This is a genomic window from Streptomyces griseorubiginosus, assembly GCF_036345115.1.
GTDB classification, from domain to species: domain Bacteria; phylum Actinomycetota; class Actinomycetes; order Streptomycetales; family Streptomycetaceae; genus Streptomyces; species Streptomyces griseorubiginosus_C.
The window spans coordinates 7343688-7356730 of sequence record NZ_CP107766.1 but is presented as its reverse complement, the minus strand read 5'-3'; the positions used below and the strand labels follow the sequence as shown (position 1 = coordinate 7356730).

Genomic DNA, 13043 nt, shown 5'->3' with positions numbered 1-13043 from the left:
GGTCGGGACACCGGACGTCTCAGGCCGAGGCGCGCACGACCAGTTCGGGCACCACCCATGCGTCCGCGCCGGTCAGCGGCTCCTCGCCCGCCCGCAGCCGTGCGACCTGCTCGACGGCCAGCCGTCCCAGCCGGCGCTTGTCGAGGTGGAGGGTGGTGAGGGCGGGCTCCACGAGCTCGCTCAGGGAGAGTCCGTCGAAGCCCAGCACGGCCAGGTCCTCGGGCACGCGCCGGCCCCGGCGCCGGGCGGCCCGCATCGCACCGACGGCGATGAGGTCGTTGAAGCCGAACACGGCCGTCAACTCGGGCCGTGCGTCGAGGAGTTGCTCCATGGCCGCCTCGCCTCCTGCGACGCTGTGCTCGGCGGACATCGCGATCCAGCTGTCGTCGACCGGCAGCCCGTGCCGCCGGACTTCGGCCAGGAAGGCCTCCCGGCGCGGGCCGGGGGTGAACCGGTCGCCGTCCAGCATGCCGATCCTCCGGTGCCCGGCCCGGACCAGGTGAGCGATGCCCTGTTCGAGACCGGCGGCGGCGTCGATGCCGACGGCGGCGAACCGGGTCTGCTGCGGGCCGCGTTCCAGCAGGACGAGGGGCATGCCGCCGAGGTGCCGGGCGAGGACCTCGTCGTCGTTCGTGAAGTAGCCCACCACCGCGTCCGCCTGGTGGGAGAGCACGTCGAGCGCCTCGCGCTCCTTGGTGCCGTCGGTGCGGGTGTCCCACACCACGACCTGCCAGCCGCGCGCCTCGGCGGCCTCGAGGACCCCGGCGGCGACCTCGGGAAAGAACGGGTTCATCAGGTCCGGGACGACCAGCCCCGCGGTGACGGTCCCCTTCCGCACCAGCCCGCGCGCGAACCGGCTCGGCCGGTAGTCCAGCATCCGCGCGGCCTCCAGCACCCGCGCCTTGGTGTCCGGATCGATCTCCCCCTTGTCGTTGACGGCCCGCGAGACCGTCTGCCGGGACACCCCCGCCAACTCCGCGACGTCGTGGATCGTGGCCCGGCGACGGGCCCCCGCCGACACATGGGCACCCGGCTCCCGCTGCTGCTCGTCGGTCCACATGGCGTGCACTGTATCCAGCCATCACGGGAACTCGCTCGGGGGAAGGATCTGCCGACCCCCGCACATCCGCGACCCCCGCTGAAGAGGACTAGTAGTACCCCTTCGCCCCGTCGAGCAGCTCCCTCACGATGTCCGCGTGCCCCGCGTGCCGACCGGTCTCCTCGATGAGGTGGATGAGCATCCAGCGGAGGTTGGCGCCGCTGGAGCGGTAGTCGGGGTGGCGGCCGACGTCGTCCAGGGAGGCCTCGGCCACGATCTCGTTGCTCCGGGCGCACTGGGCCTCGTAGTCCGCGAGCAGTTGCTTCAGCGGGATGCCGTCGGTGCGCCATTCCGCGTCCTCGCCCATCTCGGCCAAGGACGGGTTCTGCGTCTTGTCGCCGCCCAGGAACAGCACGTCCAGCCAGGAGTGTTCGACCCACCGCATATGGCTGATGAGCCCGGCCATGGTCATCGCCGGCGAGGTCGGGATGACGGAGCGGTGGGCGTCGGCCTCGCTCAGGCCCTCGCATTTCCATCTGAGGATCTGCCGTTGCAGGTCCAGCCAGCCGACGAGCGCGGTGCGTTCGTCGGCCTGGAAGGGGGGACGCTCAAGTGAAGATGACATGCGTGCACGTTAGGGTGCCCGGCCCCCGGACGGCGCCTGATTTTTCGACCCACGCGGGCCGCCCCCCGGCCGCAACGGTCAGAACAGCGCGCTGTACCCGTTCAGCGCCGGCTGCCCGCCGAGGTGGGCGTAGAGGACAGTGGAGTCCGCGGCGATCTCCCCGCGTTCCACCAGGTCGATCATCCCGGCCATCGACTTGCCCTCGTAGACCGGGTCGGTGACCATCCCCTCGGTGCGGGCGGCGAGGCGCATCGCGTCGAGGGTGGTGTCGTCGGGGATGCCGTAGACGCCGGCGTGGTAGCGCTCGTCGAGTTCTACGTCCGACTCCGTCAACTCCTTCTCCACGCCGATGAGTTGCCCGGTGTTGTGGGCGATCCGCGCGATCTGCTCCCGGGTGGCGGCCGGCTTCGCGGAGGCGTCGATGCCGAGGACACGGCGGGGGCGGCCGCCGGCCTCCTCCAGCGCGCGGAACCCGGCGACCATGCCCGCCTGGGTGGAGCCGGTCACCGAGCAGACCACGACCGTGTCGAAGAAGACGCCCAGATCCCGCTCCTGGTCGGCCACTTCGTACGCCCACGCGGCGAAGCCGAGTCCGCCGAGCGGGTGGTCGGAGGCACCGGCCGGGATGGCGTACGGCTTCCCGCCCCGCTCCTCGACGTCCCTGAGCGCCTGTTCCCAGCTCTCCTTGAACCCGATCCCGAACCCGGCCTTCACCAGCCGCACGTCGGCCCCGGCGAGCCGGCTGATCAGGATGTTGCCGACCTTGTCGTACACGGCGTCCGGCCAGTCCACCCAACTCTCCTGCACGAGCACGCACTTGAGCCCGGCCCGGGCGGCGACGGCGGCCACCTGGCGGGTGTGGTTGGACTGGACACCGCCGATCGAGACGAGGGTGTCGCAGCCCTGGGCGAGGGCGTCGGCGACCAGGTACTCCAGCTTGCGGGTCTTGTTGCCGCCGTACGCGATCCCGGAGTTGCAGTCCTCGCGCTTGGCCCACAGCGCGGCGCCACCGAGGTGCGCGGTGAGGCGCTCCAGCCGGTGCACGGGGGACGGTCCGAAGAGCAGGGGGTAACGGTCGTACGAGGCAAGGGACGTGCGTGCCATGGGGTCCTCCAGGGTCAGTCGCTGTCGGCGAGCTCGGCCAGCCCTCGCCAGATCTCCGCAGTGACGTCGACGGCCTCGTCGACGTCGCCCGCCGCGCAGGCCTCGATCAGCCGGTCGTGCAGACCGGCGGACCGGCAGTTGCCGCCCTCCCCGAAGCGGCGGCGTTCGAGGCGTCGGATGAGGGGGGTGTAGCGGGCGGCGGTGGCGGCGGCCGCGCGGTTGCCGCTGACGCGGACGAGGACGTCGTGCAGGTCGTCGTCGGCGTGCAGGGCCTCGTCCACGTCTCCGGCGGCGACGGCGGCCGCGAAGCGTGCGTTGGCCGCGCGCATGGTCTCGATGTCGGCGGCGAACAGGCGCGGCACGGCGACCCGGGTGACCAGTTCGTGCATGGCCCCGACCACGGCGGCGGCGTCGCGCACCTCGGCGGCGTCGACCTGGGTCACCCGGGTGTAGCTCTGTGGCTTGCTCTCCAGCAGCCCCTCGTCGACGAGCCGCGCGAAGGCCTCCCGCACCGGCGCCCGCGACAGCCCGAGCCGCTCGGCGAGCTCACCGTCCCGCACCACCTGCCCGGGCTCGATCTCCCCGGCCACGATGGCGTCCCGGATGGATGCGTAGGCCCGGTCCCTCAGCAGGGTGCGGGCGAGCGGTCGTATGGCCTTCATGAACTGAAATGTTAGATGTCAGATGGAGCTACAGACAAGGGTGAGCGCGAGTATCCGCACCACGGCGGCGCCTGCGCCACATGGTCACGCCTGCCACAGAGACGCACGCGTTGGACAGAGAACCGGAATGGAACCGGCTGCTGCACCGACCCTCGGAGGAGATTCATCAAATCCGCCGAACAGAAGGCAACCCCGCGCCCCGGCGCCATCTCGACAGACCTACTCCCGGGCGGAAGAGGGCGCCTCTCAGAGGAGCTGATCCGGCGGGATCAGGAGCTGTAGTTCCGCTCACCGGGCTGAGCCCGCGGCAATTCGGGAAGTTGGTGATGATTCTGCGAAGCAGGGGCGCGGAAGAGGTCCGATGGGGCCGACCGTGAAGCCTGGCACTCGAAGACCCGGGCACTGCTGGTCACGACCTACTGGCGCACGAACCTGGCAATGCGCCAACTGACCCCGCTATTCGAGGTTTCCACATCCACGGCAAACCGGATCATCGATCACCCCGGGCCGATGCTCGCCCTCCAGCCCCGCAAGCGGTTCACGAAGGACACCGTGCTGATCGTGGACGGCACCATGGTGGCCACCCGCGATCACTCCATAGCCACATCTCCACATTGAGACAAGGCGAACGGATCAGAGCAGGCTTCGGCGGGAGAATGCCGCGCTTACGGGTTAGGAGACGACCTGACTGTGCGCGTATCGAGCCACACCTCTTGATACCGGCGACTCTGCTTCTGACGCACCGGTTGAACGCGTGGGTTGTTCAGGTGTTGGTAATTCGGTGTCAGGGCATGACAGTTGGGACATAGCAGGCGCACGTCCTCCGGGCGATTCCTTGTCCGGTCTCCTTCAATGTGGTCGACATGCAGGGGTACGCGCCCGGACACCGGATTGACTTCAGCCCACCCACATTTCTCACAGCGTTGCCCTCTGATGAGGACGAGCCCCTGGCGCACTCTCCAATCCGGCCTGCCGTCTTCTCGCGTGCCGCTGACCTCGCCCGCCTGCCACGCAGCCAACCAACGCGCGAATGTGCCCGTGCGCTGATAGCGGTCGTCGTTGAAACACTCCCAGGAGCAGTAAGGCCCAGCAGACCGGGGGCGCCGCTCAGTAGTTCCGCAGCGGAGGCACGGCGTGGGCTTCCCACGCCGTGCCTCCGCCTCCTGCCGGCGCGTCACGTTGGCACACGTACGACCGCAATGAACCGCACCACGGGTCAGGATGGGCTGTCCGCATTGAGGGCACAGAGGCTTGGGTTTTCGGTGTGACTCAGCACGCTGTCGTGCCGTCCCCCGGAGGCTGCAACGGTTGCTGCAGTAGCGCCTGCGCTTTTCTTTGACCGGCGTACCGCACTGTTCGCACGACTTGGACATGCATGCAAGGTATGTCCAACTCACTCAGCCATCGGCGGATTCGCACACGCCCACCCGGACGAGTGACCCCATGTTCTAGCGGCGCTGGCGCTTCCACGGCCCCGTGATCGCCAGCATGATCCCCGGGGTCTGGATGTTGGCGTACAGCGTCTTTCCGTCGGGCGAGAAGGTGACGCCGGTGAACTCGCTGTACTCGGGCTCCTCCTCGGTGCCGATGTTCAGTTCGTTGCGGGCGATCGGGTAGGTGCGGCCGCTCTCCGTGGCGCCGAACAGGTGCTGGACGCCCTCGCCGTCCTCGGCGATGACGAGGCCGCCGTACGGGGAGACGGTGATGTTGTCGGGGCCGTCGAAGGCGCCGTCGACCGAGGGGTCGGGGTTGACACCCAGGAGGACCTTCAGGGTCAGCGTGCGGCGCTTGGGGTCGTAGAACCACACCGCTCCGTCGTGCTGGACGGGGCTCTCGGTGCGGGCGTACGAGGAGACGATGTAGGTGCCGCCGTCGCCCCACCACATACCCTCGAGCTTGCGGGCGCGGGTGACCTGGCCGGCCGTGAACTGCTTGCGCACGGAGGTGGTCCTCGCGTCGCGGTCGGGCACGTCCACCCAGTCGACGCCGTACACCGTGCCGATCTTCGTGGCGCGGGAGAGGTCGTCGACGAACTTGCCGCCGGAGTCGAAGCACTTGAAGGCCTGGAGGATGCCCGCGTTCTCGGCGAGGGTGCGCAGCTTGCCGTGGCCGTGGCAGAAGCCCTCGGGCGGGGTCCAGCGGTACAGCAGGCCGTTGGGGTTGGAGGCGTCCTCGGTGAGGTACAGGTGCCCGCGCCTGGGGTCGACGACGACGGCCTCGTGGGCGTAACGGCCCAGTGCCTTGATGGGCTTGGGATTCCTGTTGGCGCGGCGGTCCGAGGGGTCGACCTCGAAGACGTAGCCGTGGTCCTTGGTGAAGCCGTTGGTGCCGGCCTTGTCCTCGGTCTCCTCGCAGGTGAGCCAGGTGCCCCAAGGAGTGTTGCCGCCCGCGCAGTTGGTGGCGGTGCCGGCGATGCCGACCCACTCGGCGACCTTGCCACCGGGGCGCACCTCGACGACCGTGCAGCCGCCGGCCGCGGCCGGGTCGTAGACGAGGCCCTCGGTGAGCGGCACCGGGTGCGGCCAGTTGGCGCGGGGCCCGGCCAGCTCGTGGTTGTTGACGAGGAGGGTGGTGCCGCGCGGCCCGTCGAAGGTGGACGTGCCGTCGTGGTTGGACGGGGTGAACTCACCCGACTCCAGCTTGGTCTTGCCGCTGTAGGTGATGACCTTGTACGTGAACCCGGCGGGCAGCGCGAGGATGCCGTCGGGGTCGGGGACCAGCGGGCCGTAGCCGACGCCGTGGTGGGCCCCTGCGGTCTCCGCGCCCTCGCTCTCGACGTCGGTGGCGGCGAGCGCGTTGGGGGCGGTGGCGAGGGCGCCGACACTGCCCGCCAGCGCGACCCCGGCCCCGGTGAGCGCGGATTTCGCGGCAAAGTCCCTGCGGGTGAGCGACATGGTGTCTCCTGAGACGGTGGGTGAACGCCGTGGAGGGTGGGGGACCTCGGTTCGGCGCAACGGTCCCGTCCATGTCTGAACGCAAGTTGAACAGCGAGAGGATTCAGTGGAGCAGCTTGAATGAATCAACACACGGTCATGGGGATGCCTTTAAGGGGCGCCGGGCTGTATCGACACGCGGCTCCGCCGCGCGGGCGCGACCAGCCACAGCAAACCCGCACCCGCACCCGCACCCGCCAAACGGCATCAACCACCCTGCTGCGACCGCGCCTTGAACGCGGCCTTCCGCGCCTCCTTCGCCACCTTCTTGTCCGGATGCAGCCGCCCCATCGCCTCCAGCACGTCCGCCGTGGCCGGATGATCCACCCGCCAGGCCGCCGCGAAGAACCCCCCGTGCTGCTGGGCCAGTCCCTCCACCAGTCCCTGGAGCTCCTCCGAGTTGCCCTCCGCGGCCAGCTGCGCGGCGATCGTGTCGACCGTCAGCCAGAACACCAGGTCCTGGGAGGGCGCGGGCACGTCCCCGAACCCGCGCTCGACCAGCCAGACGCGGGCGAGTCCGCCCAGCTCGGGGTCGTCGAGGACCTCCCGCAGCGCCGGCTCCGCGACCGGGCCGACCAGCGACAGGGCCTGCTGGCACCGCAGCCGGCGCAGTGGTGCCCCCGCGTCGTTCCCGCGGGCCGCGCCCAGCAACTCCCGTGCCGCGGCGAGGGGTTCACGTCGGTCGAGCCACTGCTCGGTCTCGGCCTGCGCGGCCGGGGGAGGGAAGGCGGCGGTGCCGTCGAGCAGCGCGTCGGCCCCCTTGTCGGCGAGGTCTCCGACGGCCGGCGCCGCGATGCCCGCCTCCAGCAGCCGTGAGCGCAGGCCGTACAGGCCGAGGGGGGTCAGCCGGACCATGCCGTAGCGGGAGACGTCGGTCTCGTCGACCACGGCGGCGGGTTCCTCGTCGCCGTCCGCCATCAGGGCCTCGTCCACGGGCTGGTACTCCACCAGGCCGACCGGCTCCAGGATCCGGAACTGGTCGTCGAGCCGCATCATCGCGTCGGAGACCTGCTCCAGGACGTCGTTGGTGGGCTCGCCCATGTCGCTCGGCACGATCATCGAGGCGGCGAGAGCCGGCAGGGGTACGGTGCCGTCGCCCGGCCCGTCCGCGCCGACCGTGAGCAGGTAGAGGTTGCCGAGCACCCCGTCCAGGAACTCCTGCTCGGCCTGCGGGTCCCAGTCCAGGGCAGAGAAGTCGACCTCGCCGCCCTCGTCCATGGCGTCGACCAGATCGTCCAGGTCGGGCACACTCGCGTCGGCCAGCACCGTCTCCAGCGCGGTCAGCCACACCCCGAGCACGTCCTGGGGGGAGCCGGTGAGCAGGGCCAGGTCGGCGCCCGCGGTGACGGTGCCCTCGTCCTCGTCGGTGATCTCCACGAGGCCGGTGTCGAGGGCGACCCGCCAGGCCTCGCTCGCGTACGCGGCCGCGTCGTCCCCGGTGAGGCCGAGCGCCTCGGCCGCCGCGGGCAGCTGCTCCTCGACGAGTCCGCCACCGGCGTCGACGCGGGTGTCCTCGCCGGCCCAGCGGGCGAGCCGGGCGGCCCGGGTGAGCAGCGGCGTGGACAGGGCGTCCCGCGCCAGCTCCGCTTCGGGGTGCAGCCGCACCGGCGGCAGGGGGGAGCTGTCTGACATCGGCTGGTTCTCCTAGGACGCGTCGTGCCACTCAGCCGCTCAGCGTAGACGGATATCCACCCATGCCGCCCGGTTCATCTCCCGGACAGGTTGCGTACATGGCTGAAACCTTGACAAGTGGCCTGAGCAGGCTGGAGATTGACGCGCGTAGAAACCCGGCGGACATCTGTTCACTGTATTTTTGCGCACGGTGTTCTCTACGCGCGTCGCAACCGCCCCCACAGGTCGCGGCTCCCACCGTTCCACGTCCACCCTCGTCCCGGCGCCTACGTTCGTCCCCGGAGGGATCCCGTTGCCGAGCAACAAGTCCGCGCGTCTCGCCGCGCTCACCGTCGCCGCCCTGTCCGCGGCCTCCACCGTCGTCCTGGTCTCGCCCGCGCACGCGGCGGCCGTGAGCATCCATGACATCCAGGGCGCGACCCGGATATCCCCGTACGCCGGTCAGAAGGTCACGGATGTGGCCGGAATCGTCACCGGGGTGCGCACCTACGGCTCCTCCAGAGGTTTCTGGATCCAGGATCCGAACCCCGATGACAACCCGGCGACCAGTGAGGGCGTGTTCGTCTTCACCAGCTCCACGCCGAAGGTCGCCGTCGGTGACGCCGTCACGGTCACCGGCACGGTCTCGGAGTACGTCCCGGGCGGCACCTCGACCGGCAACCAGTCGCTGACCGAGATCACCAAGCCGACGGTCACGGTCGTCTCCAGCGGCAACGCGGTCCCGGCCGCGACCGTGGTCGACGCGAAGTCGGTGCCCGCCGCGTACGCCCCGGCCGGCGATGCCGCGGCCGGCAACTCGATCAACGGTCTGACGCTTCAGCCGAAGAAGTACGCCCTGGACTTCTACGAGTCCCTGGAGGGCATGAACGTCCAGGTCAAGGACGTCCGCGTGGTCGGCGCGACCGACCCGTACACCGAGCTGTGGGTCACGGTGAAGCCGCGCGAGAACGCCACGAAGCGCGGTGGCACGCTCTACGGCTCCTACGACTCCCAGAACACCGGCCGGCTCCAGATCCAGTCGCTGGGCTCGACCGCCGCCTTCCCGGTCGCGAACGTCGGTGACGTGCTCACCGGCACCACCACGGGCCCGCTGGACTACAACCAGTTCGGCGGCTACACCCTGGTCGCGGGCGAGCTCGGCACGCTCAAGAGCGCCGGTCTCCAGCGCGAGTCGACGCGGAAGCAGTCGCGGGGCGAGCTCGCGGTCGCGACGTACAACGTCGAGAACCTCGACCCGTCCGACGCCACCTTCGAGGAGCACGCCTCCGCGATCGTGAACAACCTGAAGTCGCCCGACATCGTGTCCCTGGAGGAGATCCAGGACAACAACGGCGCGAAGGACGACGGCACCACCGCCGCCGACGTGACGGTGAACAAGCTGATCGACGCGATCGTGGCGGCAGGTGGCCCGAAGTACGACTGGCGCTCCATCGACCCGACCAACGACACCGACGGCGGCGAGCCGGGCGGCAACATCCGCCAGGTGTTCCTGTTCAACCCGGAGCGGGTCTCCTTCACGGACCGCGCGGGTGGCGACGCCACCACCGCGGTCGGGGTCACCAAGGTCCGCGGCAAGGCCCAGCTGACGGCCTCCCCGGGCCGTATCGACCCGACGAACACGGCGTGGAACAGCAGCCGCAAGCCGCTGGTCGGCGAGTTCGTCTTCCGTGGCCGCACGGTCTTCGTGATCGCCAACCACTTCAACTCCAAGGGCGGCGACTACGGGCTGACCTCGGCGACCCAGCCGGTGCCGCGCAGCTCCGAGGTCCAGCGCCACCAGCAGGCCACGCTGGTGAACGGGTTCGTCAAGGACATCCTCGACACCCAGAAGAACGCGGACGTCATCGCCCTCGGCGACATCAACGACTTCGAGTTCTCCGACACCGCGAAGATCCTGGAGGGTGACGGCGAGCTCTGGTCGGCGATCAAGTCGCTGCCGAAGAGCGAGCGTTACACCTACGACTACCAGGGCAACCAGCAGGTCCTGGACCAGATCCTGGTCAGCCCGTCGATCCGGCGGTCCTGCGACTTCGAGTACGACAGCGTGCACATCAACTCGGAGTTCAACGACCAGATCAGCGACCACGACCCGCAGGTGCTGCGCTTCGAGCCGTAAGCCCCGGTGAACTCCGGTTGGTTCAGGGCTGGTTGAACACCCCGTTCAGCCAGCCCCGCCACTCGCCCTCGCACTCCTTGATGTCGGAGTCGGGGGCGAAGTCGTGCAGGGAGACGCCGACCGGGTGGCCCCAGTGGTTGCGCCCGAAGATCCGGGTGAGCCCGCGGTCGGTGCGCAGCCCGATGAAGTACTCGTTGCGGAAGTCGACCACGGCGTCGAAGGTGTCGGGCCCGTGGACGGTGAGCCGGGTGCCCGCGGTCACGTCCTCGCCGACGCCGAGTGCCCGCCCCACGACGGCGAGGGCGTCCGGCGCCTTGGACGCCTCGGGTCCGTCGAAGGTCGCGAAGGCAGCCGGCCTCGGCGCGAAGTGGACCAGGTACTCGCGCAGGGTGTGCAGATAGAAGTCGGTGTGCTTGGCGGCACCGTCGTACTGGTTGTCCCAGTCGTCGACGAAGATCCCGCTGTGCACGTACCGCACCCAGGCCCGGCGGCCCTCGTCCCGCGGCTCGATGGTGTAGTCGAGCTGGTTGAGGGTCTGCTCGGAGATGCCGTCGACGTCCTCGACGCGGTTGGTGTAGCGGTGCGGCGGGTCCCAGGCGGTGACCGTGGACCCGAAGGGGCCCTTGCCCCCGGCACGCGGCTCGGGCGGCTCCATGGGCCACAGGTAGCCGTCGGTCCCGGTGGTGATCGCCGCCCAGACCTGCTCGGGGGTGGCGTCGACCTCGAACTCGCGGGCGATCTCGAACTCTTTGGACATGATCTACTCCAACTCGGTCTGCGGGGAAGGGGACTGGGGCTCTTTGAGCGTGGGATGGACGGCCACCACGATCCGGTGATCCCGGCCGCCCTCGGTGTCGGGGGCGTCGTACTTGCGGATCAGGGCGCTGACTCCGGCCGTCAACTCCTCGATGAACGCGGCCCGTTCGGCGGCGGAGGCGAACCGCACCTCGCCGTCGAGCGCGTAGGTGGCCAGTCGTTGACGAGCCTTCGCGGCACCGGTGATCAGCTGCCCGACGTCCCGCACCAGCCGGGCGCCCAGCGCCAGCAGCCAGCGCGCGGAGAGCTGGTCGCGGAAGCGGTCCGGGTCGGGCTGCACGGCGGCGAGGGCCAGCGGGGAGATCACGTACGACGCCGCGGTAGCCCGCATCAGCCGCTCGGTGACGTTTCCCTTGCGGCGCTCCCCCGCGAGCTCGACCAGGCCGTGCCGCTCCAGTGCCTTGAGGTGGTAGTTCACCTTCTGCCGGGGCAGGCCGACCTGCCCGGCCAGCATGGTGGCCGAGGCGGGTCCGGCGGCCAGCTCGGCCAGCAGCCTCGCCCTTATGGGGTCCAGGGAGACGGCTGCGGCCTCGGGGTCCTCGATCACGGTGACGTCCAGCATGGGTCCACCGTCTCACCGAAAACTTTTTTTGTCCAGGAGGGAGAAGTTTTCGGTGAGCGAGTCCGAAAGCGGTGGTCGTCGCCGTCCGCGTGGGTTCGACCGGCGGTTTCGGGAGACCCGCCGGTTCATGGACGAGCAGGCCGAGAACACCGCGCCGGAAAGCCCCTTGGAGTTGCCCAGGCGGTCCTGGGCCGCCGTCACGAAACGCACCTTCAAGGAACTGCTGGACGACGAACTGGCCGACCGTGCGGCCGCGTTGACGTACTACGGCGTCCTGTCGCTGTTCCCCGCCCTGCTGGTGCTGGTGTCCCTGCTGGGGGTGGTGGGACAGCGCGCGACGGACAATCTCCTCGACAACATCGGCGGCCTCGCGCCGGGGCCGGCCAGGGACATCCTGCGGGACGCGGTGGTCCAGCTCGGCGAGAGCGGGGGCACGGGAAGCGTCCTGGCGATCCTCGGACTGCTCGCCGCCCTGTGGTCGGCGTCCAGCTATGTCGCCGCGTTCATCCGTACGTCCAACGCGGTGTACGACCTGCCGGAGGGCCGTCCGGTGTGGAAGCTGACGCCGCTGCGCCTCGCGCTGACCGTGACGCTGATGCTGATGCTGGCGGCGAGTGCGCTGATCGTGGTCTTCACGGGCCCGCTCGCCGAACGGGCGGGCCGGGCGGTGGGGTTCGGCGACGCGGCGATCACGGCCTGGGGCATCGCCAAGTGGCCGGTGCTGCTGCTCCTGGTCGTCGGGATGATCGCCCTGCTGTACTGGGCGGCCCCCAACGTCCGTGGCCGCGGCTTCCGTTGGGTCTCCCCCGGTAGCGTCCTCGCCACGCTGCTCTGGCTCGCCGCGTCCGCCGGCTTCGCGCTCTATGCCGCCAACTTCGGTTCCTACAACAAGACCTACGGCACTCTCGCGGGCGCCATCGTGTTCCTCGTGTGGCTCTGGCTGACCAACCTGGCGATCCTGCTGGGCCTGGAGTTCGACGCGGAACTCGCCCGAGAGCGGGCCATCGCCTCAGGCGATCACGAGCCAACGGAGGAGCCGTACGTGGAACCCCGGGACACCCGCAAGTGGCCACCGAGACTACGGGCGGCACGAGCACGCCAGAAGTGACACCAGCCTCCGCCTCACGCCCAGAACCCCGACCACCGAAACCCCGCGCGGGGCGCCCCCACCCGAGACCTGGACGCCCCGCCTGCCGCGGGCCCGGGCTGACTCCCCGCCTGCCGCGGGCTCGAGAACCCCCACCAGCCGTGGGCGCGGGCATCCCGCCTCCCGTGGGCCAGGCACCCCGCCTCCCGTGTGCTCGGGCGCCTCACCGACCGCGGGCCGCGGTTCCCGACAGCAGGGGACCGGGCGCTGGTGCGCAAGGAGCGGCAGCAGCAGCGCTGGCGAGGGCAAGGGGAGCCGCCTACCGCCCGGCGGCCCCCCACCGAGACCCCGAGCGGACCCACCGACAGCGCACCGACGCCCCCGACAGCCTTCCCCGGACCGATGCTCCCGGCCGCCTACCGCCCGCGGGCCCCGGCCGCCGAGACCCCAGGGTTCCACCGCCCGTG

Annotated in this window: 10 protein-coding genes and 1 pseudogene; 3 read left to right on the top strand and 8 right to left on the bottom strand. The window is 70.2% G+C overall.

What is annotated here, in order from left to right; all coding sequences use genetic code 11:
• Positions 1 to 19: 19 nt before the first annotated feature.
• The 4 genes from OHN19_RS33210 to OHN19_RS33195 all read right to left on the bottom strand — a co-directional run bounded on the left by OHN19_RS33210 (position 20) and on the right by OHN19_RS33195 (position 3430).
• Entirely contained in the window at positions 20 to 1060 is a 1041-nt protein-coding gene (locus OHN19_RS33210; protein ID WP_330267734.1) for a LacI family DNA-binding transcriptional regulator, read from the bottom strand.
• Positions 1061 to 1148: 88 nt separating this feature from the next.
• On the bottom strand, positions 1149 to 1664 hold the full coding sequence (locus OHN19_RS33205) for a DinB family protein (protein WP_330267733.1): 516 nt from the start codon (positions 1662 to 1664) through the stop codon (positions 1149 to 1151).
• A 78-nt stretch (positions 1665 to 1742) separates the two neighbouring features.
• Positions 1743 to 2768 (bottom strand): 1-aminocyclopropane-1-carboxylate deaminase, encoded by a 1026-nt coding sequence (locus OHN19_RS33200; protein WP_330267732.1) that lies wholly within the window; start codon positions 2766 to 2768, stop codon positions 1743 to 1745.
• A gap of 14 nt (positions 2769 to 2782) precedes the next feature.
• A complete protein-coding gene (locus OHN19_RS33195) occupies positions 2783 to 3430 on the bottom strand; it encodes a GntR family transcriptional regulator (protein WP_330267731.1) in 648 nt (215 codons plus the stop codon).
• Positions 3431 to 3726: 296 nt separating this feature from the next.
• Between OHN19_RS33195 and OHN19_RS33190 the strand changes: the two are divergent.
• Positions 3727 to 4033, top strand: a pseudogene (locus OHN19_RS33190) (helix-turn-helix domain-containing protein); the annotation flags it as partial.
• 845 nt (positions 4034 to 4878) lie between these two features.
• On the opposite strand, the gene OHN19_RS33185 reads toward OHN19_RS33190, so the two are convergent.
• Positions 4879 to 6324 carry an alkaline phosphatase PhoX gene (locus OHN19_RS33185; RefSeq protein ID WP_330267730.1) on the bottom strand — a complete coding sequence of 482 codons (1446 nt, stop codon included), beginning with the start codon at positions 6322 to 6324 and terminating at the stop codon, positions 4879 to 4881.
• A 246-nt stretch (positions 6325 to 6570) separates the two neighbouring features.
• Positions 6571 to 7995 (bottom strand): hypothetical protein, encoded by a 1425-nt coding sequence (locus OHN19_RS33180; RefSeq protein WP_330267729.1) that lies wholly within the window; start codon positions 7993 to 7995, stop codon positions 6571 to 6573.
• A gap of 292 nt (positions 7996 to 8287) precedes the next feature.
• Here OHN19_RS33180 and OHN19_RS33175 point away from each other — a divergent pair, with 292 nt between their 5' ends.
• Complete coding sequence (locus OHN19_RS33175; RefSeq protein ID WP_330267728.1) at positions 8288 to 10111, top strand: endonuclease/exonuclease/phosphatase family protein; 1824 nt, start codon at positions 8288 to 8290, stop codon at positions 10109 to 10111.
• Positions 10112 to 10133: 22 nt separating this feature from the next.
• Here the strand turns inward: OHN19_RS33175 and OHN19_RS33170 are convergent, their stop codons facing one another.
• Complete coding sequence (locus OHN19_RS33170; RefSeq protein ID WP_330267727.1) at positions 10134 to 10868, bottom strand: SRPBCC domain-containing protein; 735 nt, start codon at positions 10866 to 10868, stop codon at positions 10134 to 10136.
• Between the two features lie 3 nt (positions 10869 to 10871).
• Positions 10872 to 11489, bottom strand: coding sequence for a winged helix-turn-helix domain-containing protein (locus tag OHN19_RS33165; RefSeq protein ID WP_330267726.1), 618 nt, complete (start codon positions 11487 to 11489; stop codon positions 10872 to 10874).
• A 127-nt stretch (positions 11490 to 11616) separates the two neighbouring features.
• Here OHN19_RS33165 and OHN19_RS33160 point away from each other — a divergent pair, with 127 nt between their 5' ends.
• On the top strand, positions 11617 to 12597 hold the full coding sequence (locus tag OHN19_RS33160) for a YihY/virulence factor BrkB family protein (protein ID WP_330269766.1): 981 nt from the start codon (positions 11617 to 11619) through the stop codon (positions 12595 to 12597).
• The last annotated feature ends 446 nt before the right edge of the window (positions 12598 to 13043 follow it).